At 63.8% G+C, this 23040-nt stretch carries 19 protein-coding genes and 1 tRNA gene; 14 read left to right on the plus strand and 6 right to left on the minus strand.

Features of this window, described 5'->3' with window-relative positions:
- The first annotated feature begins 2 nt into the window (after window positions 1–2).
- From C7435_RS10065 to C7435_RS10080, 4 genes are all read left to right on the plus strand, one after another.
- Window positions 3–1811: a heparinase II/III family protein gene (locus C7435_RS10065; RefSeq protein ID WP_075190147.1), complete on the plus strand. Its 1809-nt coding sequence runs from the start codon at window positions 3–5 to the stop codon at window positions 1809–1811.
- Complete coding sequence (locus C7435_RS10070; RefSeq protein ID WP_083635101.1) at window positions 1808–3709, plus strand: SDR family NAD(P)-dependent oxidoreductase; 1902 nt, start codon at window positions 1808–1810, stop codon at window positions 3707–3709. Before C7435_RS10065 ends, C7435_RS10070 begins: the two co-directional genes overlap by 4 nt.
- Before the next feature lie 62 nt (window positions 3710–3771).
- A complete protein-coding gene (purH, locus tag C7435_RS10075; RefSeq protein ID WP_121211254.1) occupies window positions 3772–5367 on the plus strand; it encodes a bifunctional phosphoribosylaminoimidazolecarboxamide formyltransferase/IMP cyclohydrolase in 1596 nt (531 codons plus the stop codon).
- A gap of 39 nt (window positions 5368–5406) precedes the next feature.
- Entirely contained in the window at window positions 5407–6315 is a 909-nt protein-coding gene (locus C7435_RS10080; protein ID WP_121211256.1) for a dienelactone hydrolase family protein, read from the plus strand.
- Here C7435_RS10080 and C7435_RS10085 read toward each other — a convergent pair.
- The 4 genes from C7435_RS10085 to C7435_RS10100 all read right to left on the minus strand — a co-directional run bounded on the left by C7435_RS10085 (window position 6306) and on the right by C7435_RS10100 (window position 13410).
- Entirely contained in the window at window positions 6306–11231 is a 4926-nt protein-coding gene (locus C7435_RS10085; RefSeq protein WP_121211258.1) for an NAD-glutamate dehydrogenase, read from the minus strand. The two genes, C7435_RS10080 and C7435_RS10085, sit on opposite strands and share 10 nt — an antisense overlap.
- 402 nt (window positions 11232–11633) lie before the next feature.
- Window positions 11634–12176, minus strand: coding sequence for a cysteine hydrolase family protein (locus tag C7435_RS10090; protein ID WP_121211260.1), 543 nt, complete (start codon window positions 12174–12176; stop codon window positions 11634–11636).
- Window positions 12173–12775: a GNAT family N-acetyltransferase gene (locus tag C7435_RS10095; RefSeq protein ID WP_158025598.1), complete on the minus strand. Its 603-nt coding sequence runs from the start codon at window positions 12773–12775 to the stop codon at window positions 12173–12175. Before C7435_RS10095 ends, C7435_RS10090 begins: the two co-directional genes overlap by 4 nt.
- Complete coding sequence (locus C7435_RS10100) at window positions 12772–13410, minus strand: hypothetical protein (RefSeq protein WP_075190154.1); 639 nt, start codon at window positions 13408–13410, stop codon at window positions 12772–12774. Before C7435_RS10100 ends, C7435_RS10095 begins: the two co-directional genes overlap by 4 nt.
- A gap of 89 nt (window positions 13411–13499) precedes the next feature.
- On the opposite strand from C7435_RS10100, the gene C7435_RS10105 reads away from it, so the two are divergent.
- From C7435_RS10105 to C7435_RS17155, 3 genes are all read left to right on the plus strand, one after another.
- Window positions 13500–14471: a LysR family transcriptional regulator gene (locus C7435_RS10105; protein ID WP_170150426.1), complete on the plus strand. Its 972-nt coding sequence runs from the start codon at window positions 13500–13502 to the stop codon at window positions 14469–14471.
- Window positions 14472–14478: 7 nt separating this feature from the next.
- A complete protein-coding gene (locus C7435_RS10110) occupies window positions 14479–14865 on the plus strand; it encodes a helix-turn-helix domain-containing protein (protein WP_075190156.1) in 387 nt (128 codons plus the stop codon).
- Window positions 14866–15040: 175 nt separating this feature from the next.
- Window positions 15041–15202 (plus strand): hypothetical protein, encoded by a 162-nt coding sequence (locus C7435_RS17155; RefSeq protein ID WP_170150427.1) that lies wholly within the window; start codon window positions 15041–15043, stop codon window positions 15200–15202.
- Between the two features lie 72 nt (window positions 15203–15274).
- On the opposite strand, the gene C7435_RS10115 is transcribed toward C7435_RS17155, so the two are convergent.
- Window positions 15275–15349: transfer RNA gene (locus C7435_RS10115), tRNA-Gly, on the minus strand.
- A 120-nt stretch (window positions 15350–15469) separates the two neighbouring features.
- Here C7435_RS10115 and C7435_RS10120 point away from each other — a divergent pair.
- From C7435_RS10120 to C7435_RS10145, 6 genes are all read left to right on the plus strand, one after another.
- Window positions 15470–15991, plus strand: coding sequence for a prolyl-tRNA synthetase associated domain-containing protein (locus C7435_RS10120; protein ID WP_121211263.1), 522 nt, complete (start codon window positions 15470–15472; stop codon window positions 15989–15991).
- A 76-nt stretch (window positions 15992–16067) separates the two neighbouring features.
- Window positions 16068–16985, plus strand: coding sequence for a thioredoxin (gene trxA / locus C7435_RS10125; RefSeq protein ID WP_121211265.1), 918 nt, complete (start codon window positions 16068–16070; stop codon window positions 16983–16985).
- 11 nt (window positions 16986–16996) lie between these two features.
- Window positions 16997–17188: a Trm112 family protein gene (locus C7435_RS10130; protein ID WP_075190158.1), complete on the plus strand. Its 192-nt coding sequence runs from the start codon at window positions 16997–16999 to the stop codon at window positions 17186–17188.
- A 2-nt stretch (window positions 17189–17190) separates the two neighbouring features.
- Window positions 17191–17493, plus strand: a complete 303-nt coding sequence (locus tag C7435_RS10135) for a gamma-butyrobetaine hydroxylase family protein (protein ID WP_121211266.1) — start codon at window positions 17191–17193, stop codon at window positions 17491–17493.
- Between the two features lie 94 nt (window positions 17494–17587).
- Window positions 17588–18574: a Gfo/Idh/MocA family protein gene (locus C7435_RS10140; RefSeq protein ID WP_121211268.1), complete on the plus strand. Its 987-nt coding sequence runs from the start codon at window positions 17588–17590 to the stop codon at window positions 18572–18574.
- Window positions 18575–18648: 74 nt separating this feature from the next.
- On the plus strand, window positions 18649–19176 hold the full coding sequence (locus C7435_RS10145; RefSeq protein ID WP_075190161.1) for a DsrE family protein: 528 nt from the start codon (window positions 18649–18651) through the stop codon (window positions 19174–19176).
- 12 nt (window positions 19177–19188) lie between these two features.
- Here the strand turns inward: C7435_RS10145 and C7435_RS10150 are convergent, their stop codons facing one another.
- The gene (locus tag C7435_RS10150) at window positions 19189–20463 is read right to left on the minus strand and encodes a UbiH/UbiF/VisC/COQ6 family ubiquinone biosynthesis hydroxylase (RefSeq protein ID WP_121211270.1); all 1275 of its coding nucleotides are present in this window, start codon (window positions 20461–20463) and stop codon (window positions 19189–19191) included.
- A 106-nt stretch (window positions 20464–20569) separates the two neighbouring features.
- Between C7435_RS10150 and C7435_RS10155 the strand changes: the two genes are divergently transcribed.
- Window positions 20570–22999 (plus strand): DNA translocase FtsK, encoded by a 2430-nt coding sequence (locus C7435_RS10155; protein WP_121211272.1) that lies wholly within the window; start codon window positions 20570–20572, stop codon window positions 22997–22999.
- Window positions 23000–23040: the final 41 nt, after the last annotated feature.

A 23040-nucleotide genomic window follows, 5' to 3' on the forward strand; every position in this document is an offset into this window, starting at 1 on the left:
CCATGACCCGCACGGTGCGTCTGTCCGACTATGCCGGCGCGATGGTGGCGACGGTGCGGCGCGAGGCCTCCTCGACCCTGCATTCGATGGGCCTGTTCTCCAGCCTGCATGATCTCGGCGCGCTTTCGAGCGAGGTCGGGCCGCTGCCGGAGGATTTTTATGCCAGCCAGCCAGAGCGTGGCGGCGAGATCCTGGCCGGCCGCTTCCAATTGGCGGGCGACTTGCTGTCGATCGATCCGGAGCATGACAATGTCTGGCTGAAGCCGGCGCCGACCCGGGCTTTCGCCCGCAGACTGCACGGTTTCGGGTGGCTGCGCGACGTGATCGCAGCCCCGTCGCCGCAACAGGATGATGAAGACGACGCCGACGAAATGGCGACGAACGGCGCCGCGGCCGCCCGGCAGCTGGTTGATGCCTGGGTCAAGGCCTTCGGTCGCTGGAACAGCTTCGCCTGGAGTCATGGTGTCCTGTCGGCCCGCATCATCAACTGGCTGCGGGTTGGCGAAACCCTGTTCGAAACGGACGAGTCCGATCGCAAGGCGCGCAATGCCCGGCTACGCAGCCTGTTGCGCCAAGCCCGCTATCTGCAGCGCACCATCCCGCTGGCCCATGACGGGGCGGTGCGGCTGCGCTGTGCAATCGCGTTGAGCTTTGCCGGACTGTGCATCCCGCGCCAAGCGGCGCTCCAGAAGGCCGGATTGGCGGCGCTGGAAAAAGAGGTCAAGCGGCAGATCCTTCCAGATGGCGGCCATGTCTCGCGCTCACCGCGCGCCGGCACCGAGGCCCTGATTGACTTGATCGTGCTGCGCGATGTCGCCGAAAAGGCCGGCGTCGAAGTGCCGCGGGAGATTATTCGGGCCATCGACCGGCTGGCCCCCATGGCGCGCTTTTTCCGCATGAGTGATGGCGGCCTCGCCAGCTTCCATGGTGGCGGTGAATGTGATCATGGCGCACTGAAACTGGCCCTTTCGCGCGATGAGACCGGCGCCAAACCCTTCGGCTTCGCCCCTCATTCCGGCTATCACCGGGCCGAGGCAGGTGGTGCGACAATCATCCTTGATGTTGGCAAGGCACCGCCCGGCGCCTTGAGCACCGGCGCCCATGCCAGCGCCCTGGCCTTTGAACTGTGCACCGCCGGCGGGCGGCTTGTGGTCAATTGCGGCTGGCATGACGACCAGCCGTCAAGTTGGCGCGAAGCGGTGCGCGCCACCGCCGCCCACTCGACCCTGACGCTTGAGGAAACCTCCTCGTCGCGCCTGTTTGCACCTGGCTGGCAGCGTGATTTGCTGGGTCCGCGGCTGGCTGCAGCGCCGGGACCGGTCACGGCCCGGCGCAATGAAGAGGAAATGGGTGTCTGGCTGGAAGGCATCCATGAGGGCTATCGCAACGAGTACGGACTGTCGCACCGGCGTCGGGTCTTCCTGGCTGCCGATGGCGGCGACCTGCGCGGCGAAGATGCCCTGTTCCGTCCGGTCTCGGACGGGCCACCCGACGATATCGATGTGCGTTACCGTTTTGCCATCCGCTTTCACCTCCACCCCGATGTCCGCGCCTCGCTGTCGCGCGACAATATGAGCGCCCTGCTGGTCCAGCCCGACGGCGATGGCTGGCGGTTCCGCACCGATGGCGGGCCAATCCGGCTGGAGCGGTCAGTCTATCTTGCTGCCGGTGCACCTCCACAACGAGCGACACAGATTGTAGTACAAGGGGAAGCTGAGCCGTTCGGCGCCGGGGATCGGCCGCCGAACCGGGTTCGCTGGGCCTTCCAGCGACTTGGCCAGGTTGGTGGCACACAGGGGGAAGCCGGATGAGCAAGCCGCCATCCAGGGCGCGGGGGACGACGTCGATCCGCAGCCAGATGTCCATGGTGGCAGTTGCCCTGTTCGACCTCGCGGCCGGGGCCGCGTCGATGTGGGCCGCCGTCCTGCTGCGCTACCGGTTTGAGCCCACATCCGCACCCGACGATATCGCCCTGCAATCGGTTGTCGTGTTTGCGCTGGCATGCGCGATCATCTTCCCGATCGAAGGGCTGCACCGCGGCCTGTGGCGCTATACCGCGCTGAACGATGCCGCGCGGATTGTGCGGGCCATCGTGCTGGCCAATCTGGTCTTCCTGCCGATCCTGTTCCTCATCAACCGGCTCGACGGCTTTCCCCGCACCTCGATCCTGCTGGAAATGCCGATCCTGCTGTTCATCCTTCTAGCGGCGCGCCTGTCGGTGGCAGCGTTGCGGACCCAAGGGCTGCGTGGCGCCCTGCAGATCGAGGACCGGTCGAAGCCAACCGCCATCCTTGTGGGCAGCGATCTCGAACTCGATGACGCCTTGCGCGATCTCGGTCGCCGCAACGGCTCGGCGCCCTTCCGGACCAAAGGGCTGATCGAGCCCGGCGCCAGCCTGACCGGACACGCCATTCGCGGCATCCCGGTTCTGGGCGGACTGGAAGCCCTGCCCGCCGCTCTCAAACGCCTGTCGGAGGTTGAAAAGGACGCACCGCGGCTGGTTCTGGCCGGCGCGCATCCGGAAGCCGACCTGGTCAACCAGTTGATCCGGATTGCCTCGCGCACCGGCGCGAAACTGTCCCGGGCCCGACCTTCGGACGGGCGCGAGGCCTTCTCCCCGGTGGAAGCCGCTGACCTGCTCAACCGGCCACCGCGACCGCCCAACCTGTCGCCGGCCCGGCCGTTGATCGAGGGACGCACCGTTCTGATCACCGGCGCTGGCGGCACAATCGGCTCCCAGCTCGCCCGCCTTGCAGCGACCCTGGGTCCGAAAAAGCTGATCCTGTTCGATGCCTCGGAAGCCAATCTCTACGAAATCGACCTGGAGTTCGCAAAACGCTTTTCGGGCGTGGCCTGGCGGGCGGTGTTGGGGGATGTGCGCGATCGTGACCGGCTGCACCAGGTCTTCCGAGAGGAATCGCCCGACGTCGTGCTCCACGCGGCCGCGCTGAAGCACGTGCCCATGAGCGAGCGCAATCCGGGCGAAGCCGCACGCACCAATATCATCGGCACCGTCAACACGATCGAAATGGCGCAAGAACACGGCGCCCGCGTCGTGGCGCTGATCTCGACCGACAAGGCGGTCAACCCGGGCAATGTCATGGGCGCGACCAAACGCGCCGCCGAACTTTACGCCCGCGCCGCCGCATCGCGGTCGCCAAACACTCGGGTCTGTGTCGTACGTTTCGGCAATGTCCTGGGGTCGACCGGATCAGTGGTGCCGTTGTTCGAGCGCCAGATCGAAGCGGGTGAGCCGGTGACCGTGACCGACCCGGAAGCGACACGATATTTCATGACGGTCGAGGAAGCCTCCGGTCTCGTCCTCGACGCCGCCGCCCAGACCGCGGCCGACCCGGCCCTCAATGGCGCGCTCTATGTGCTCGACATGGGGCGCCCGGTGTCGATCATGCGTCTGGCGCGGCAGCTGTTGCGCCTGCGTGGCCGCGATCCCGATGCCCCCGGCGCAATCCGGGTAATCGGCCTGAGGCCCGGCGAGAAGCGGCATGAAAGCCTCGTCTACGAGTTTGAAAGCACGATCGAGACTTCGATCGACGGGGTCTGGGCAGTGACCGGTCCGGATCTTGATTCCAAGGCCGTCAGCGCCGGACTGGATGCCATCGTCAGCGCCGCCAGCGGCGGCGATGGCGACGGCGCATCGGCAGCGCTGGAAGCCCTGTGCAAGCTGCGCCCGTCAACGCTGGAAGATTGACTTGCCGTCCCGCCGTGATACCTCGCCGCGGATCAGCGGAATGAAGCAACGGAGACCGTTCCATGTCAAACCATGACCTCGCCCCCGTCCGGCGCGCCCTGATTTCCGTTTCCGACAAGACCGGCCTGATCGAACGCGGACGCAAACTCGCCGACGCCGGCGTTGAGATCCTGTCGACCGGCGGTACTCTGCGCACCCTGAAGGATGCCGGCATTCCGGCCCGGGACGTGTCCGACGTCACCGAGTTTCCGGAAATGATGGATGGTCGCCTCAAGACGCTGCACCCGCGCGTTCATGGCGGACTACTGGCCCGGCGCGACAATGGCGATGACCGCGCCGCCATGGGCGAGCATGGCATCCCGCATATCGACCTGCTCTATGTGAATCTCTACCCGTTCGAGGAAACCGTCGCCAAGGGCGGCGCCTATGCCGATTGTGTCGAGAATATCGACATTGGCGGCCCGGCCATGATCCGAGCGGCGGCGAAAAACCACGCCTGGGTCAATGTCTGCGTCGACGGCGCCGATGTTGATCGCGTCCTCGCCGACATGGAACAGCATGACGGCCATACCGGTCTGGTCTTGCGGAAGACTCTGGCCGCCAAGGCCTATGCCCGCACCGCCGCCTATGACGCCGCCATTTCGGGTTGGTTTGCGGACACGCTGGAAGAGCCGGCGCCCGACTATCGCGCCTTTGGCGGCGCCCTCGCCCAGGCCCTGCGCTACGGCGAGAACCCGCACCAGAACGCCGCCTTCTACGCCAGCGCGGAGACCCGCCCCGGCATCGCGACCGGTCGCCAGGTCCAGGGCAAGGCGCTGAGCTACAACAATCTCGCCGACGCCGACGCCGCCTTCGAACTCGCTGGTGAGTTTGACGCTGGCGACAAGGCCGCCGTGGTCATCGTCAAACACGCCAATCCGTGCGGCGTGGCGCTGCATGATGACCTGGCCGTGGCCTATGAAAAGGCCTTCGCCGCCGACCCCATTTCCGCCTTTGGCGGGATTGTTGCCATGAACCGGACGCTGAATGCGGAGACGGCCAACGAGCTGGTCAAGATTTTCACCGAAGTCGTGATCGCGCCGAACGCCGACGAGGACGCCCTTGCAGTCCTGTCCGCCAAGTCCAACCTTCGCGTCCTGCTGACCGGCGGCATGCCCGACCCCAAACAAGGCGGCTGGCTGACCAAGACCGTGGCCGGGGGGCTGCTGGTTCAGGAGCGCGATACCGGCATGATCGCAGCCAGCGATCTCAAACTCGTCACAAAACGCGCGCCGACCGACGCCGAGCTCGCCGACCTCCTGTTCGGCTGGAAAGTCGTCAAACACGTCAAATCGAACGCCATCGTCTATGCCCGCAACGGCTCGACAGCCGGTATCGGCATGGGCCAGACCAGCCGTCTGGAAGCAGCCCGCCTTGCAGTCCGCAAGGCTGAGGCAACGGCGGCGGAGAATGGTTGGGACGAACCCCGGACCAAAGATTCCGTGTGTGCGTCTGACGCCTTCTTCCCCTTTGCTGACGGGCTGCACGCCGCCGTGGAAGCTGGCGCGACAGCAATCATCCAGCCGGGCGGGTCGATCCGCGACGACGAGGTCATCGCCGCCGCCGACGAGGCCGGCGTGGCGATGGTGTTCACGGGCATGCGCCACTTCCGCCACTAGGTGGGCCAGCGCGTCGTCGGCATGTGAATCAACGAAACATTGCCGAACCTGGTCGCCGTGCTGCATCGTCCCGACATGACGATGAAACTCCTGCTTCGGGGCGGCGCTGCAATCGCCGCTCTGACCCTGACTGCCCTTGCCGCTTCGGCGACCGGCAATGCGAGTGGCGTGACCACGCCAACCCGCTCGCTCGACGCACAGGTCGAGTTGCTGCACGATCATGTAGAGACACGGCTTCCGCTGGCGACAACAGGTCCGGTGCCAACCGTGATCATGCTGCATGGCTGCGGCGGATTGCGTCAGGTCCAGCTAGCTTATGCAGAGGACGTTCTGGCGGCGGGTTATGGCGTCATCATCGTCGACTCGCTATCACCGCGCGGGATCGACCGTTTCGGCGCCATGAGCCAGGTCTGTACCGCCCTGCGCCTGTGGGGCCAGGAACGTGCCGCCGACATCCCGGCGGTGATCGCCATGGCGCACGACAATCCCGCCATTGACGCGGACCGGCTGGCACTGGTCGGATGGAGCCATGGTGGCTGGACGGTACTGGAGGCGCTCGATTTTGCCGCCGAAGGGCGGGCGTCGCCAGCCATTGCACCGCAACCCGACGCGCCCCTGGACGGGGTCCGACTTGCCGTGACGATGTATCCCTATTGCGGCTTTCCTGTTCGCGCGGATGGCCGTGCCTTCCCGGACCATATTCCGCTGCGCGCCATCCTGGCGGAACGCGACATGATCGCGCCACATCGCGATTGTGAGCGCCTGTTCGACCGGTCAGACGCGGCCGGGATTGCGGTCGATTTCGAGGTTTGGGACGGGTTGACACACGCCTTCGACGAACCCAATCCACCCCCCGACCCGCGGATCGAATACAATGCGGGCGCGGCTCAAAGAGCGCGCGCCCAACTTGTTTCCTGGCTGGATGAGGCGTTCGCCGATCAGGGCTGAACGACAGACGCCATCTCGCCCAGCTGGGTCGAGGCAATGGCCAGTTTCGACAGGGTCCAGGCTCCGGACTCGTCGAGTTGACGCTGCACCGAGTCGACGCGGCCAGCCTCTTCCTCGTTGATCGTGTTCCAGGCTTCCACCAGCGCATCGGCCCAATCTCGCGAAGGATCCTCGACGCCGGCCGCCAGCGAGCCACCGGCCTGGGCCGCGAAACGCATGGCCGAACCGGTGAAGGCCTGCTGGCTGGCGTAGAAATCTTCCATCAGGCGACGCACGGCCAGTCGATCCCAATGCAGTTCCGACGAGACGTCCTGGCCAAGCCCGCGCAAACGGTCGAACTTGAAACGGGCGCCGACCGCGTGATAGATGTAAGCCGTTGATGCTAATGGCCAATCTGATTCCATCGCCATGTCGATAACATCGGTCGATGAGGTCAGAGGACGCAGTTCCGCAACCGCCAGCGCGATATCTTCCGGTGCGCCGCCCTCGATGAAGCGCTTCTGACGCGCCTTCACGCCACGACGCTCATGGGTCGAGATGATCTCGTGCACGACCGAGCGCAGTTTCTGCACGCCGGGCTGATAGGCCTCGATAACGTCGGTAATCATATCCGGCTTGGACGATTTCTGGTTCCGGCCACGCCGCACAAGCCAGTAGGTCTGACGTCGCAGCAGGCGGATGATTTCCTCATGCAGCTGGACCTGGACGCTTGCCGGTGCCTTGTTGTCGAGCGCATTGATAGCCGCAGTAATTTCCGCAAAGCCGAAGATCTGGCGACCCGCCTCGAAGGCGCGGGCAATCGCGGGAACCGCCGCCGTCGTCGAGTCGATGGCCCGGTGAATGAAGGTCGGCCCACCCAGATTGATCATCTCGTTGGCAAGCACCGTGGAAATGATTTCCCGCTTCAGCCGGTGCCCGTCCATGGCATCGCCGAATTCATGCAGGCCTTTCGGGAAGTAATTGACCAGCATCGAGGTGAAATGCGGGTCGTCCGGCACATCCGACGCCACCAGCTGATCAAACAGGGTGATCTTGGCGTAGGAGTTCAGGACCGCGAGTTCCGGCCGGGTCAGGCCCTGGTCGCGCGCCTTGAGGCTGCGCATCTGTTCGACCGAGGGCAGGCCCTCGACATCACGATCCAGCTGGCCCAACTCCTCGAGCCGGGCCATGAAGCGCTCGTGCGCATCAAGATCGGCGGCGGCCGTATGCTCGGCCAGGGACAGAGCCAGCGACTGGTCGTAATTGTGACGCAGCACGTGTTTGGCGACATCATCCGTCATCGAACCGAGCAGGCTGTCGCGCGCCTCACGGGTCATGTCGCCATTGCGCACCATCGGCCGCAACAGGATCTTGATATTGACCTCATGGTCAGAGCTGTCGACGCCGGCCGAATTGTCGATGAAGTCGGCATTGGCCCGTCCGCCATGCCGGCCATATTCAATCCGCGCCGCCTGGGTGAAGCCAAGATTGGCCCCCTCACCGATCACCTTGGCGCGAACTTCATCGGCATTGACCCGCAATCCGTCATTGGTCTTGTCACCGACTTCCCAATGTTGTTCCGAGGTTGCCTTGGCATAGGTGCCAATGCCGCCGAACCAGAGCAGTTCAACGTCAGCTTTCAGCAAGGCATTGATCAGCTCAACCGGGCTTGCACTGTCCTTGGCCAGGCCGGTGAGCGCCTTGATCTCGGCACTCAACGGGATCGATTTCGCTGACCGGGCGAAAATGCCACCCCCTTTTGAAATCAGGGACTTGTCGTAGTCCTGCCAGGAGGTTCGCGGCAGGTCGAACAGGCGTTTGCGCTCATTCCACATCGCCTCCGGGTCGCCCGGATCCGGATCAATGAAAATGTCGCGATGGTCGAAAGCGGCAATGAGCCGGATCTGTTTCGACAACAGCATGCCATTGCCGAACACGTCGCCGGACATGTCGCCGACGCCGATCACGGTGAAGGGTTCGGTCTGGATATCCTTGCCCATTTCCCGGAAATGGCGCTTGACCGATTCCCAGGCACCGCGTGCGGTAATGCCCATTTTCTTGTGGTCATAACCGGCCGAGCCGCCCGAAGCGAAAGCGTCGCCGAGCCAGAAATCGAACTCGTCGGTGGCCAGCCCGTTGGCCGTGTCGGAGAAGGTCGCCGTGCCCTTGTCGGCCGCCACGACGAGATAGGGATCATCATCATCCCAGCACTCGGTCGCCGCCGGATGGACAACAGCGTCATCGACAATGTTATCGGTGAGGTCGAGGAGACCACGGATGAAGGTTTTGTAGGCTTCCCGCCCGGCCTCGAAGACCTCTTCGCGGGACCCGTTGCGTGGCAGGGCCTTGGGATAGAAACCGCCCTTCGAGCCGACCGGCACGATGACCGCATTCTTGACCTGTTGCGCCTTCACCAGGCCCAGAACTTCAGTCCGGAAATCATCGCGTCGATCCGACCAGCGCAGCCCGCCGCGAGCGACCGGTCCGAAGCGGAGATGCACGCCTTCAACCGCCGGCGACCAGACAAAGATCTCGCGATAAGGTTTCGGCAGCGGCAATTCTTCCAGCAACTCGCTGGCAATCTTGATGGCGATACGCGGCTTGGGCCGGCCATCAGCGTCGGTCTGGTAGAAATTCGTCCGCAGCGTCGCTTCCACGAGATGGAAGATCCGGCGCAGGGCGCGGTCATGGTCGAGACTGGCGACATCATCGAGCTGTTTGCGCAGCTTGTCCGACACTTCCCAGACAGCATCCGACCGGGTTTTCTGGTCCTGCGTGAAGTCGGGATCAAATTTGACCCGGGCCAGCTCCAGCAGACCGCGGGCAATGTCCGGATAGGCCGCCAGCGCCTCCTCCTGGATTGCCTGCGACGGATCGAGCCCGGTCTGTTGACGGTATCGGGCGCAGGTGCGCAGGAAGGCCGCTTCGCGCCAGGTCACGCCGATCTCGACAATGAGACGGTTGAACCCGTCATCCTCGGCCGTACCATCAGCGATCGCGAGCAGGGCATCTTCAAGGCTTGGGGCCAGATCCTTGAGATCACGCCCCTTGAGCGCCTCCGACTTCATCTCGAAATCATGGATATGGGCGCGGTCGAAGGGTTCGCCATTGGCGCCGCGGCGATCGACCGGGAATCCGGTCTCCTGGACGACATACAGGCCGAGATTTTCCAGCACGGGCATGACCCGCGACAGGGAGACCGGCCTGCCGATGCGGTAAATCTTCAAACGCAGGTCGGTGTCGCTGTCATCCGCCTCGCGATAGACGCGCACGGCAACCCGGTCCGAGCCCGCCAGTGATTCCAGCTTCATGACATCCGCGAGCGCCTCCTCGGGGTCGTAAAGCTCGCGATATCCGGCCTTGAAGGCATCGTGATAGGCGCCCATGCGCAAGCGGATCGGCTCCGGGGCATAGCGCCGGACGTGGGTTTCCAGATCGTCTTCCCAGGTCCGCGCCAGGCGGGCCACCTTGCGTTCCAGCTCGCCGGTCTCGGGTTCGGGGTGATCGAACGGATTGAGACCGATGATGTAGTGGACGCGCGCCAGCGAGCTGTCACCGAATTGCGGATAGAAAGCTGACAGCCGACCTCCAAAGGCCTCGCGGATCAGCTCACCGGCCTGTTCACGGACTTTCGAGTTATAGCGGTCACGCGGCACGAAAAGCAGGGCCGAAACGAAGCGGTCGAACTGGTCGCGTCGGATAAAAAGCTTGGTCCGGGGCCGGTCGTGCAGGTGCAGAATGCCGAGGGAAATTTCCAGCAGGTCATTCTCATCCATCTGGAAGAGTTCGTCGCGCGGGAAGTTTTCGACCGTATTGCGCAGCTTCTTGGCCGAATGAGTGCCCGGCGTCTTGCCGGCCCGCTCGAGAACACGACGCACCTTGCGCCGGATCAGGGGTACGGCACTGGCCGACTGGTCATAGGCTTCTGCCGTGAACAGCCCGACAAAGCGCGCCTCGCCAATCACCGCACCGTCCTCGCGATACCGTTTGACGCCGATATAATCCATGTAGACGCGGCGATGCACGCGCGACTTCATATTGGCCTTGGCGACAATGATCGGGCTCGGTTCACGTAGGAAAGTCTCGATCGCCGGTGTCAGGACTGCTGGCTCGGACCCTTTGCGAAGGACATGACGATCGGGATCGCGCAACACGCCGCGACCAGTCTCCGGGCGGACGCGCGGATGGCGCTGGGCCATCGAGCCGCCATCATCGACTTCGAAGTCATAGACACGGCAGCCCAGGAAGGCGAAATGGTCATCGCGCAGCCAGCGCAGGAATTCCATCGCCTCAACCAGCTCGTCCGGCGCGGCGTGGGTGCGGGCGGCCGACAAATGCGCGATCGCCTCATCCATCTGGGCCCGCATATCGGTCCAGTCTTCGACCGCGACGCGGACATCGTCCAGTGTCGCGGTGACACCTTCGATGAGAGTCCGGCGCGACAATTCGTCGAGCGGCGGGAGGTGGACCTGGATCATCGACTCGGCGAGACACCGCCCGCCTTCCTCAACCCGTGACCCGTCATTGTCGCGACGGACCTGCACGATCGGGTGGAACATGGCAATGATGTCGTGGCCTTGCGCCCCGATCTCGCCCATCACCGAATCAACAATGAAGGGTCGGTCCCGACCGATGATCTCGAGCACGTCACGCGGCAGATCAGCGCCATCAGCTCGGGTCACAGTCCGCATCCGCACGAGAATATCCTCGCCCGGCCGGGTGTGCCCGTGCTGCCAGAAATCAACGCTGAGCGCCGCCAGGTCACACGGACCGACCCGTTCGAGGTCTTCGGCGAGCGCGTCATCATAGATTTGTGAGAAGAATGAGTTTCCCGGTTCACCGCATTCGGTGCCGAAAACCTCGAGCCAACGCTGTCGCGCCGCCTCCATGAAATCTGCGCGGCTGTAAGCGTGCGCGACTCCGACGACCGCCCCCATGGTGGCGCTCCCTGGACTGTTATGTTTATGCACCGACCCTAGTCCTGTTTGAGATGCGCGCAACCCGCCTACGCCGTTGAAAACGCAAACGTGCCATTCTTTTTCTCAGGGCTGGAAAAGGTAGCGATAACGGCGCCGCCGGGTAGGGACAGGGGAACCCGGCGGCGCCTGGCAGACCTCATAGGCAGGCTGGGGGGACGCACATTGAGGTCTGATCTTCACGAAGCGGAGCCGGACGGGCGGTTATGGGGGGACACCGCGCCGACCGGATTGCCGCTACGACTTCCATGTAGAAAGCCCGCCCCGGATTTAAAGCCCGGAGCGGGTGGATTTCACGTGAATTCGCACAGAGTGCGGCATTATCACCCAGTTGTGATCGACCGGCTGGGCGTCATCGCGGGATCAGACCGTCGGCGCCTCGACCGGCCAGTCACGGGTCAGGCTGCCCCAATCCATCAGTGGCGCCATGCGCCCGACGAGGTCAAACGCCATGGCCCGGGTTTCCGCGACATCCCGCGGCTCGACCGCCAGGGCGCCGACTGCATCCGGCACCACCGTGATCGCCTTGTCGCGGTTGGCGTCGTCGAACACGGTCGCCAGGATCGAGAAGGGCGCCGAGAAACCGACCAGCAAGGCCGTCGATCCGGCACTGCGCGCCAGGACCTGGTGGAAATAGGGATCCGAAAACGCCGACAGACCACGGCGCTGAAACACCGCTTCCTGGGCCGTCGGGCGAAGTCCATCAACCGGCGCCCGGCCGGAAGCCGGCCCGTCACCCTGGAATTGGCAGTGGCAAACGCGCCATCCTGACTGGCGGGCATGGCGCAGAAGGTCGCGGATGCGGTCCAGCACCAGGCGGTTGTCCGGATCAATCTTGCCGTTGGCGCCGGTCACCTGGTCGCGCTGGCAATCCAGCAGGATCAGGCAGGGATCAGAGAAGCTCATGCGGCCTCCTCAGGCTTGCGGACACCCTCATCCTCTTGCATGCGCGCCAGCGAAAGGTCAAACGGGCCGGGCCGATCCCATTCGCCATCCGGCCGGATCACCACCATCGGATCGGCATTCATCGTGATCGCATTGGCAGGCGGCACCAGGTCACGTTCGATCTCGACATATTTATAGTCGGAGAAACCGAATTCCGGCCGATCTGCCCGGACCCGAAAACCATGCGTGCGCCAGTATTTGACGCGGTTGAGCTGGGCGTGTCCCAGCATTTTCCGGTAGCCACGCCGGGCCGAATAGCGTTGCGCCTCCTGCATCAGGACCCGCATGACACCGAAACGACGGTACTGACGCAGCACGGCCGCCCGCTCGACCTTGGCGAAGTCGGCGAAGAAGCGCAGTCGCAGCACGCCGACGGGTTCAGCGCCACGCCAGGCGATCAGGTGGGAGGCGCCCACGAAGTCGTTTCCGTCATATTCCTCGGCATAGGGAGCAAATTGTTCGCCCAGATAGATAACGCCGCGCAGCGTCATCGCCATCACGACCTGGTCGAGCGTGCGTGCGATGGTCACTTTGAGACTATCGGGTATCGCATTTTTCACGAGCGGGACTCCCATTCGCCAAGGACGGTGCGCTTCAACAACATGTCGCCCAGCTTTTGCGGAAAGCCGGTGCTGCCATAGAGCGGGCTTGCGCCATCCGGATAGGCACAGATTTCAAAATTGAGGCGTCGCATCAAAGCCTTACCTTCCGTGGTGCGGGCCCGCGCATAGACCCGGACATCAGCGTAGAAGCCACGCCAACCAACCAAGAGCGCGCGCAGCGCGGCGGCTTGCGCGTGCGGGGTTCGGCCTGCCAGCCCCCAAGACAGGAGGGCGGAGGCCTTCTCGGTGGTGTCGCAGACCCACTCGCGACGGGCATTGGCAAAACCAAATTCGCCCCTCAGGAGCGCCGCAACGCCGGAATCGCTAAGCGGGATTGACGCAACGAAACCGTCAGGTCGCCCATTCCAACGGCGCATGTGCAAGGATCTCCGGGTCCATTCCTGCACCCGTCCAATATCTTCCGCACTCGCAATCTCACCATCGATCAACTCGTCGGCGAGGGCGTGAAATTCATCGATTTCTGACAGCTGCACCGGCTTGAAGTCCAAGGAACCAAAGGCCTGGTCGAGGCGGTCGAGTGGAAACTCGAAGCCTGTCTCTGTCGAGCTGAACTGCAGCTCATCACCCACCATTACGCACACTCCGCCAAGTCGTTAATTCTTCGTTAACACCGCCGGGCTAGCTCTTCTTCAGCAAAGTTGGAATGGGGGGTAGTCGGGACTTGGACAACGACCTTCGCCGTAATGTCTTCGACTGGGACGACCTGCAGATCTTCCACGCCGTTGCCACGACTGGCTCGATGAGCGCGGCCGCGACCGTGCTCGGCTGCCAGCAATCCACCGTTTCCAAACGCATGCGTCAGTTGGAAAGTCGCCTGTCTGCACAGCTGATCGAACGACGCGCCGACGGCGTTGTCCTGACCCGGGCCGGCTCGGCTGCGCTCGACTATGCCGTCACCATGCAGCGCTCGGCCCAACGCCTGGAAACCGAACTTGCCGGCATGGACCGCAGCCTGGCCGGCCAGGTGTCATTGCGCGTGCCGGACGGGCTCGCGACCTATTGGCTGGCGCGACACATCCCGGAATTCCAACGGGTTAACCCAGAAATTGTCCTCAAGCTGATCAATGACCGCTCGGCCCCGGCCAGCGACACGGCGGCCGCACTCAGCCTGACCTTCACACCGGACAAATCGATGGATACCGAAGCGCGCGCCCTTGGCAGTGTGCACTATATGCCGATGGCCTCGCGCGAGTTTATCGCAACCTATGGCGCGCCGCGCTCGCTGGAAGATGTCCTGACACTGCGCTTTTTGCGGCTCGAACAATATGACCCTTCGCTCCACCTGTGGCAGCGAAAAGCCACGGCAACTGATGAGGTTGTAAGATATTCCTTCACTGCGGACATTAGTTCGGTGCTATTTGAAACCATACGTCATGGCGGTGGTATCGCGATGGCACCGACCTACCTGGCGTCCTTGTACCCGGACGAACTGGTTGTTCTTGACTACGACTTCCATCAAGACGTCCGGTTCTGGCTCAAGAATTCGCCCGGCAGCCTTGGAATAACCAGAATAAAGTGCGTTGCTGACTGGATTGCCGAACTGTTCAACCGTAGACTCCATCCTTGGTTCCGCGAAGAGTTCTGTCATCCGAGCGAGTTTAGCGACGTGGAAGTCATCAAACCACAGACGTGAGGACGCAATGAGTGCACGAGGCCCAACCAGTATTGATCAACATGTCGGGGCCAGGCTGCGCCTGCGGCGCAGCCTTCTGGAAATGAGCCAATCGGAGCTGGGCGAAAAGCTCGGTGTGACTTTCCAACAGGTCCAGAAGTATGAGCGCGGCACCAACCGGATCGGCGCCAGCCGACTGTTTCATGTCGCCAAAGTCATGGAAGTTCCCGTGGCTTACTTCTTTGAAGGCCTCGAAGAAGACGGTTCATCCGAACTCAAGGGCGGCGACCCCGACACGCTTTATGATTTCATCGCCAGCCCGGACGGCCTGGCCTTGGCCTCGGCTTTCGCCGGCATCAAGGACCAGACAGTCCGTCGCCGCGTGATCGACCTGCTGCGCTCTCTCGCAGACTGATGGTCCAGCGCCCGGCCTTCCGCGCCGGGCGCTGATCCGCCCCGCCTGCCGATACCGCCAGGCCCGCGCTTCCTGATCGTGCGATGAACGCAATGGCCGGAAAATGGCCTTGTCGATGCCCTGTGTTTGCCCTGCTCAGGCGCGACCATGGTCCCTCAGCGACGAGGAGGCCGACATGACGATCCGCCCGCAAAAACCAACCCGCCCGTTGATCCAGGCCCCGGCCGCGCTGCGGATCGGCCTGCCCCATCTCCTGTTCAACCGCGGCAAACCGCTGCCGGCCACAGATGCCCGGCACGCAATGTATGTCCGCCTGCGCGAACTCCGCCTGTCCTGATCGACAAGTCGCAACGCGCGCGACATGACGATACCTGTATCGACGCCTGCCGGATTGATTACGGGGAGAGAATGGAGCGGGCGATGAGATTCGAACTCACGACATTCACCTTGGCAAGGTGACGCTCTACCCCTGAGCTACGCCCGCTCACGATTGGCGAGGCTAGGCCGCGCCGGGGAGCGGGGTATATCGCGCAAAGCTTGGAAGATTGCAAGCGTCTGTTTCCGTCCTCTTGCACATGCGCTGCAGCCGGGCTTCAACAGGGGCATGACAGCCAGCCGGACCGATCTGTTTGCGCGCCTCGATGCGCTGGGCATCGCCCACACGACCCATGACCACGCGCCGATCTTCACCGTCGCTGAGGGCGAGGGCATGAAAGACGACATGCCCGGCGGTCACAGCAAGAATCTCTTCCTGACAGACAAGAAGGGCCAACTGGTGCTGGTCTCAGCGCAGGCGAATACCCGGATCCGGATCAATCGCCTGCACAGCGCAATCGGCTGCGGTCGGCTGTCCTTCGGCAGTCCGGATTTGCTGCATGAAGCCCTGGGCGTGCGACCCGGTTCGGTGACCGCCTTTGCCTTGATGAATGATACCCGCGGCAAGGTCCGCTTTGTCCTCGATACAGCGCTCCTGGCGCACGAGATCGTCAATTTTCACCCGCTGGACAATAACGCTACCACCGCCGTTTCCGCCGATGACCTTGTGCGTTTTGCCTGCGACACGGGCCACGAGCCGCTCATTCTTGACCTCGGCGCGCTTGCTGCAGCAGCCGATGCGGCGCAGTGACCGCTTGCATCGAACCGCGCCAGGGGCCACTTAGACACTCACAAATGACATATCCGGAAACGACAAGGAAACTGGCATGACCCTGATCAGCGGCGCCAACGGACAGGACACTCCGACAGACGATCTGGTTCGCGAAAGCTCCGACCAGACCTTCATGCAGGATGTGATCGAGCCGTCACGCGAAGTCCCGGTCCTGGTCGATTTCTGGGCGCCCTGGTGCGGCCCCTGCCGCCAGCTTGGTCCGATGATCGAGAAATGCGTTCTCGACGCCGGCGGCGCGGTCCGTCTGGTCAAGATCAATATCGACGAAAACCCCGGCATCGCCCAGCAATTGCGGGTACAATCGATCCCGGCCGTGTTCGCATTCAAAAACGGCCAGCCGGTCGATGGTTTCACCGGCGCGCTGCCGGAAAGCCAGATCAAGGACTTCATTGCGCGGATTTCCGGAAAGGGTCCCAGCGAAGCCGATCTGCGCGCCCTTGTGGAACGCGGGCTTGCTGCAATCGAGGCCGGTGATCTCAACGGCGCTTCGCAGGATTTCGCCGCCGTTCTGCAGGCCGATGACGGACACCCCGGTGCCATTGCCGGACTGTGCCGGGTCTGGCTGAAAGCCGGTGACACCGAAAAAGCCGCCCAGATCCTGGCCCAGGTGCCAGAGAACCGGGCCGATGACCCAGCCATTGATGGCGTTCGCGCCGCCCTTGAACTGGCGACCGGCGCACCGGTTGACGACGCGGAAACCGCAGCACTCCGACAGGCCGTCGCCGCGGACGCCAGCAATCTTCAGGCCCGTTTTGACCTCGCCGAAGCCTTGGTGGCTGCCGGCGACCACAAGGGGGCCGTCGACCAGCTGATCGCCATCACCGCGCTTGATCGTGAATGGAATGACCAGGCAGCGCGCACCTTGTTGCTGAAAGTCTTCGATGCCGCCGGCCCGGCTTCGGACGTGGCCCGCGACGGGCGTCGCCGCCTCTCTGCCATCCTGTTTTCCTGAGGAGCTGAATCGTGAGCGATACCGAAACCCGAGACGTCGATCCAAAACTCCTGGAAATCCTGGTTTGCCCGGTCACGCGCGAAACCCTGCATTATGATCGCGATGCGCACGAACTGATCTCCAAGGGGGCCGGCCTGGCCTATCCGGTGCGCGACGGCATTCCGATCATGTTGCCGGAAGAAGCCCGTCAGATCGAGGATTGAGCATGTCCCGTCCCTGGCCCGAAAAGCTGGATTTTTCCAGTACTGACAAGACACTGCATGCGCGCTTTGACGATGGCAACGCCTTCTCCATTCCCTATGAAACCCTGCGCGTGGAAAGCCCCAGCGCCGAGGTCCAGGGGCACGGCCCGGGCCAGAAGAAACTGATCACCGGCAAACAGGATGTCGGTATCACCAAGGCCGAGCCGGTCGGTCGTTATGCTGTCCGGCTCACCTTTGATGATGGTCATGACAGCGGAATTTTCACCTGGGACTATCTCTACGCGCTCGGCGAAGCGACCCGCTAAAGCGTTTTCAGCGAACGTGGGAACCGGGGTCGCGGTTCGAAAATGCGACAAGACAATGAATTAGGGCATCCGCCTTGGGGCAGGAGGATCGGACATGACCCACAAGAACTGGCGCTGGGGCATGGTCGGCTGCGGCGATGTCACCGAACGCAAGAGTGGTCCGGCCTACCGGATCGCAGCCGGCAGCGAACTGGTCGCCGTGTATTCTCGCCGCGCCGACAAGGCCGCCGACTATGCCCGCCGCCACGGTGTCGATCACTGGCATGACGACCTCGACGCGCTGCTTGCCAATGACGCGGTTGATGCGGTCTACATCGCCACCCCGCCCGCCGCACATCCCGACATCGCCCGACAGGTCGCCGCCGCGGGCAAGCCGTGCTGCATCGAAAAACCGCTGGCCAACTCGCTGGAAGAGGCCGAGGCCATCGCCGACGCGTTTTCCAGCCGCGGCCTGCCGCTGTTTGTCGCCTTCTATCGCCGCAGCCTGCCGCGCTTCCGCCAGGTTGCCGGCTGGATCGAGACGGGCCGGATCGGCGCCGTCCGCCATGTTCACTGGTCGCTGACACGCGCTCCGAATGCCGCCGACCTGTCCGGTGCAGACAATTGGCGCACTGATCCCGATGTCGCACCCGGCGGCTATTTCGACGATCTCGCCTGTCACGGCCTCGACCTGTTCGATCACCTCATCGGCCCCTTGAGTAATGTGCACGGACAAGCCCTGCACCAACATCAACTCTACAAGGCCCCCAGCGCTTTTTCCGCCAACTGGCAGCACGCAAATGGCGCCACCGGCACCGGCGTCTGGAATTTCGCCGCGGCGGGTCGAGAGGACCAGGTCCGGATTCTCGGCTCCCACGGCGAGATCCGCTTTTCCGTGTTTGAAGACGAGCCCGTCATCCTCCAGACGGAGGACGAAACCCTCTCCCAGCTGGTCGACAATCCCGATCCGGTGCAATTGCCGCACGTCGAGGCGATGATCACGCATCTCAATGGCGGCCCGGCCCACCCGTCCCTTGCCGCCAATGCCCTGCGCACCGTCCGCGCTGTCGATGCCATTCGCGGTGTGCCCGGCAACGGCTGACGGGCGACCACCGGGCAGGACAAGACCGCCAGGCGCGGTTAGGCTTGGATCAAGCCACTCCGGAGTCCGTCATCATGTTCCTTCGTCTCGCCCGATACGCCCCGATCGCGGCCGTCTGCCTGGCCGTCAGCGCGCCCGCCTTCGCCGGTCCCGATGATTTCGGTCCCGGTACGCTGATCCCGGATTATGGCCAGATCGCCACCGTGAACATGACGACACCCCTGCCCGAAGGCGCCATCTTCCAGGTCACCTTCGACAGCGCCGCCCGGTCCGAGGCCGATGGCCTCAATCGCACGCTGACCAGCGCCGCGCGCTTCCTCAACATGCATGTTGCCAACGGTGTCGCGGCCGAGAACCTTCGGCTGGCGGTCGTGATCCATGGCGGCGCCGTGCACGATGTCACAATCGACGCTGCCGGCGCCAATGCCGACCTCATCGCGACCCTGCAGGCGCACGGTGTCCGCCTCATCGTCTGCGGCCAGAGCGCGGCCTATCAGGATGTCGGTCGCGACGATCTGCTTTCCGGTGTTGAAATGGCCCTGTCAGCGATGACGGCACACGCCCTGCTGCAACAGGACGGCTACACACTCAACCCGTTCTGACTGGACGCCCGTTCAGGCCGCATCGAGGCGTTTTCCCCGCAAGAGACGCGGCGGATCGCCGGTCTCGCCACCGGCCTGACGCATGAAGAAGCGGCGGGCGGGGCCGATCTTGTTGACCAGTGACAGGCCGAGACCGCGCAATTGCCGGACCGGCTCGATATCGTTGGAGAACAGGCGATTGAACAGGTCGGTCCCGGCGGCCAGCGTGGCGCTGTCGAATTTGCGCCAATCTTCATAGCGACGCAGCGTGATCAAGGCGCCGATATCAAGTCCGACGCGTTTGGCCTCGCCGGCCACTTCGGCCAGCGCCGCCGCATCACGAATGCCAAGGTTGAAGCCCTGGCCCGCCAGCGGGTGGATGCCGCGCGCCGCATCGCCGACGAAAGCGATCCGCTCATCGCAGAAACGCTCGGCATAGCGCAGCCCCAACGGGTAGGCGAAACGCGAACCTTCAACCCGCACATCGCCGAGAAAATCCCCGAAACGATTTTCCAGCTCTTCCTGGAAGACCGCGTCCGGTGCGTCTTTCAGGGCATCGGCAATCGCATCCGGCTCGGTCCAGACAAGCGAGGCGCGATTGTCAGGAAGTGGCAGGATGGCGAACGGCCCTGATGGCAGGAAGTATTCATAGGCAACACCATTGTGTGGCTCAGCATGCCGCACCGTGGCGACCAGGCCTTTCTGGCCGTACTGCCATCCGGCTGTCCGGACCGCAGCCTGGCGACGCAGGCGTGAAAACTTGCCGTCGCAGGCGACAAGGAGCTGGCCAGACAGGATGCGGCCATCGTCGAGATACAGGTCCACCCCGTCGCCGCGCGTCTCATAACGCTCGGCGCGGGCCGGGGCGATCACCGTGATGTCAGGTCGAGCCTTGATCGCCTGGATCAGGGCAAAACGGGCATGACGGTTCTCAGCCATCCAGCCCAGCGGCTCGCCATCATCACCTTCAGAAATTTCGCGACGGTCGAAATGCAGGCTGTGCGGCCCCGGGCCACCGGGTTTGTCGCCACCATAGGGGCGACCGTCGCAGACCAGGATATGCTCGATGCGCTGCGTGAAGGGTTTGAGATGCTCGGCCACGCCCAGCGCCTCAAACATGCGCCAGGATGTATAGGCCAGCGCCGAGGCGCGCCCGTCGAAGGTCGGCGCCAGCTGATCATCGATCTCCAATGCATCGACGAGCGCGACATGCAGGCCCGCCTGATCCATCGCCAGGGCCAACGTCATTCCCGCCAGACCACCGCCGGTGATCACGATATCGCCATCAAAAAATGCTGTCTTGTCCATGGCCGCAGAATAGGCGCTTTGACAGGCGAGAAAAGCGGCCAGAGCGTCGCAGTGCCGTTAACCTTTGTTTACCGCCCGGGAAGACTTGCAGCGTTAGGAAGTCAGTATGAGCCGCAAACCCTCGACCCGCAAAGCCCGTGAGCCCAAAGCCGCGCCCAAACCGGCGCCGCGCTGGCGACTGCGCCTGGCCGATCTTGTCTTCGGCAGCGTGATGCTGATTGCCGGCGTCTTTCTCATGCTGTCGCTGTTGACCCACAATGTGCTCGATCCGAGCTGGAACGTGGCCTCGGACGGCGAGATCGGGAATTTGATGGGCCGCCCAGGCGCCGCAATCAGCGACGCCCTCCTGCAAGCACTCGGTTGGGCCGCCGGCGGACCGGCCATCGCCCTGGTCATCTGGGGCGGGATCCTGGTCTGGCGCAGCCCGGAGGCACGCGGACGGTCGGTTGCTTTTTTCCGCTGGATCTTTGCCGCGCTCGGCACCACCGGATTTGCTGCCGCGGTTGCATCGCTGCCGGTCCCGCAAGCCTGGCCGCTGGCACCGGGTCTTGGCGGCGTGATCGGCGACGCGGCGCTGGGCGCGCTCGCCTCACTGCCGGCCCGCCTCGACCTGCCCGCCCCGACAGCGATTGCCGCCGGTTTCGCGCTGCTGCTGTCGATCGCCGGCATATTCTTCACCTTCGGCCTGCGCGCCCGCGACCTCAGCGCGGCGGTCGATGCCGGCGGCCTGGCCTGGGCGACCGTGCGGGTCTGGATCGATCAGCTGCGTGGTCGCATCGGCGATTGGGGCCATGCCGACGATGATCACCGGGACGACGCCGACGATGACCCCACCATCACCCGCAATGAACCCGTCCTGAAACGGGCCATGCGCGCCGCCGACAATGACCCGGCCATGGCGCCTGCCGCTGGAGGCAGTAACGATGCGCCGAACTACAATCCATCGGTCAAGGTCGCACCCTCGCGCAAATCCAAGGCCTCCGATCGCGATGTCCGCGAGGCCCAGGGCGTCCTGCCTTTCGTCCGCAGTGCCGGGTTCAAACTCCCCCGCCTCGACCTTCTGTCCAAGCCGGCGGTCCGCAACGACGCCATTGATGAAATGGCGCTGCGCCAGAATGCCGAGCTGCTGCAAGGGGTTCTGTCTGATTTCGGGGTCAAGGGCGAGATCGTCCAGGTGCGGCCCGGCCCGGTCGTCACCCTCTATGAATTCGAACCCGCGCCGGGTGTGAAGTCTTCGCGCGTGATCAATCTCGCCGACGATATTGCCCGCTCGATGAGCACAATGGCCGCCCGCGTCGCCGTGGTACCGGGACGCAATGCCATCGGCATCGAACTGCCCAATCCCAAGCGCGAGACCGTCTTCCTGCGGGCCCTGTTCAACTCGAAGGCCTTCGAGGACGCCAAGGCCGAACTGCCCTTCGCGCTTGGCGAGACCATTGGCGGGGAGCCCTTTGTGGCCGACCTCGCCCGCATGCCCCACCTGCTGATCGCGGGCACCACCGGCTCGGGCAAGTCGGTCGGCATCAACGCCATGATCCTGTCCCTGCTCTACCGGCTGCCGCCGGAAGACTGCCGGATGATCATGATCGACCCGAAAATGCTCGAACTTTCGGTCTATGACGGCATTCCCCACTTGCTCAGCCCGGTCGTGACCGACCCCAAGAAGGCTGTGGTCGCACTGAAATGGGCGGTTCGGGAAATGGAAAGTCGCTATCTGCGCATGTCGAAAGTCGGCGTGCGCAATGTCGCCGGCTTCAACGAGAAGGTCGCAGAATCCCTGGAGACCGGCGAGCCACTCTCGCGCACGGTGCAAACCGGCTATGACAAGGAAAGCGGCGAACCGGTCTTCGAGACCGAGGAAATCGCCGCCGAGAAAATGCCCTACATCGTCGTCGTGATTGACGAGATGGCCGATCTGATGATGGTCGCCGGCAAGGAGATCGAGGGCGCGGTGCAGCGTCTGGCGCAAATGGCCCGCGCCGCCGGCATCCACCTCGTGACCGCCACCCAGCGCCCGTCGGTTGATGTCATCACCGGCACGATCAAGGCCAATTTCCCGACCCGCATTTCCTATTCCGTGACCTCGAAGATCGACAGCCGGACCATTCTCGGCGAGCAGGGTGCTGAACAGCTTCTGGGCATGGGCGACCTGCTCTACATGGCCTCGGGCGGTCGCGTGCGGCGCCTGCACGGCCCCTTTGTGTCGGACAAGGAAGTCGAGGACGTCGCGGCCTTCCTGAAACGACAGGGCGCGCCGGAATACCTGGAAGCTGTCACCGCCGGCGGCGATGACGATGAAGGCGGACTTCCCGGCATGGATGACGGCGAGGGCAGTGGTGATGCGCTGTTCGACCAGGCTGTCGCCCTTGTCGCCCGTGACCGCAAGGCCTCGACCTCCTATATCCAGCGTCGCCTCCAGATCGGTTATAATCGCGCCGCCACCCTGATCGAGCGGCTGGAGGAAGAAGGCATGATCGGGCCTGCCGATCATGCCGGCCGCCGCGAGATCTATCTGCCCGAGGGGGATGGCGGATAGGCCACGCCACGAAGGCCACGAGCCTGCTCACTCCATCGTGA

It is taken from the genome of Maricaulis maris (assembly GCF_003634045.1).
In the GTDB taxonomy this organism is placed as follows: Bacteria; Pseudomonadota; Alphaproteobacteria; order Caulobacterales; family Maricaulaceae; genus Maricaulis; species Maricaulis maris.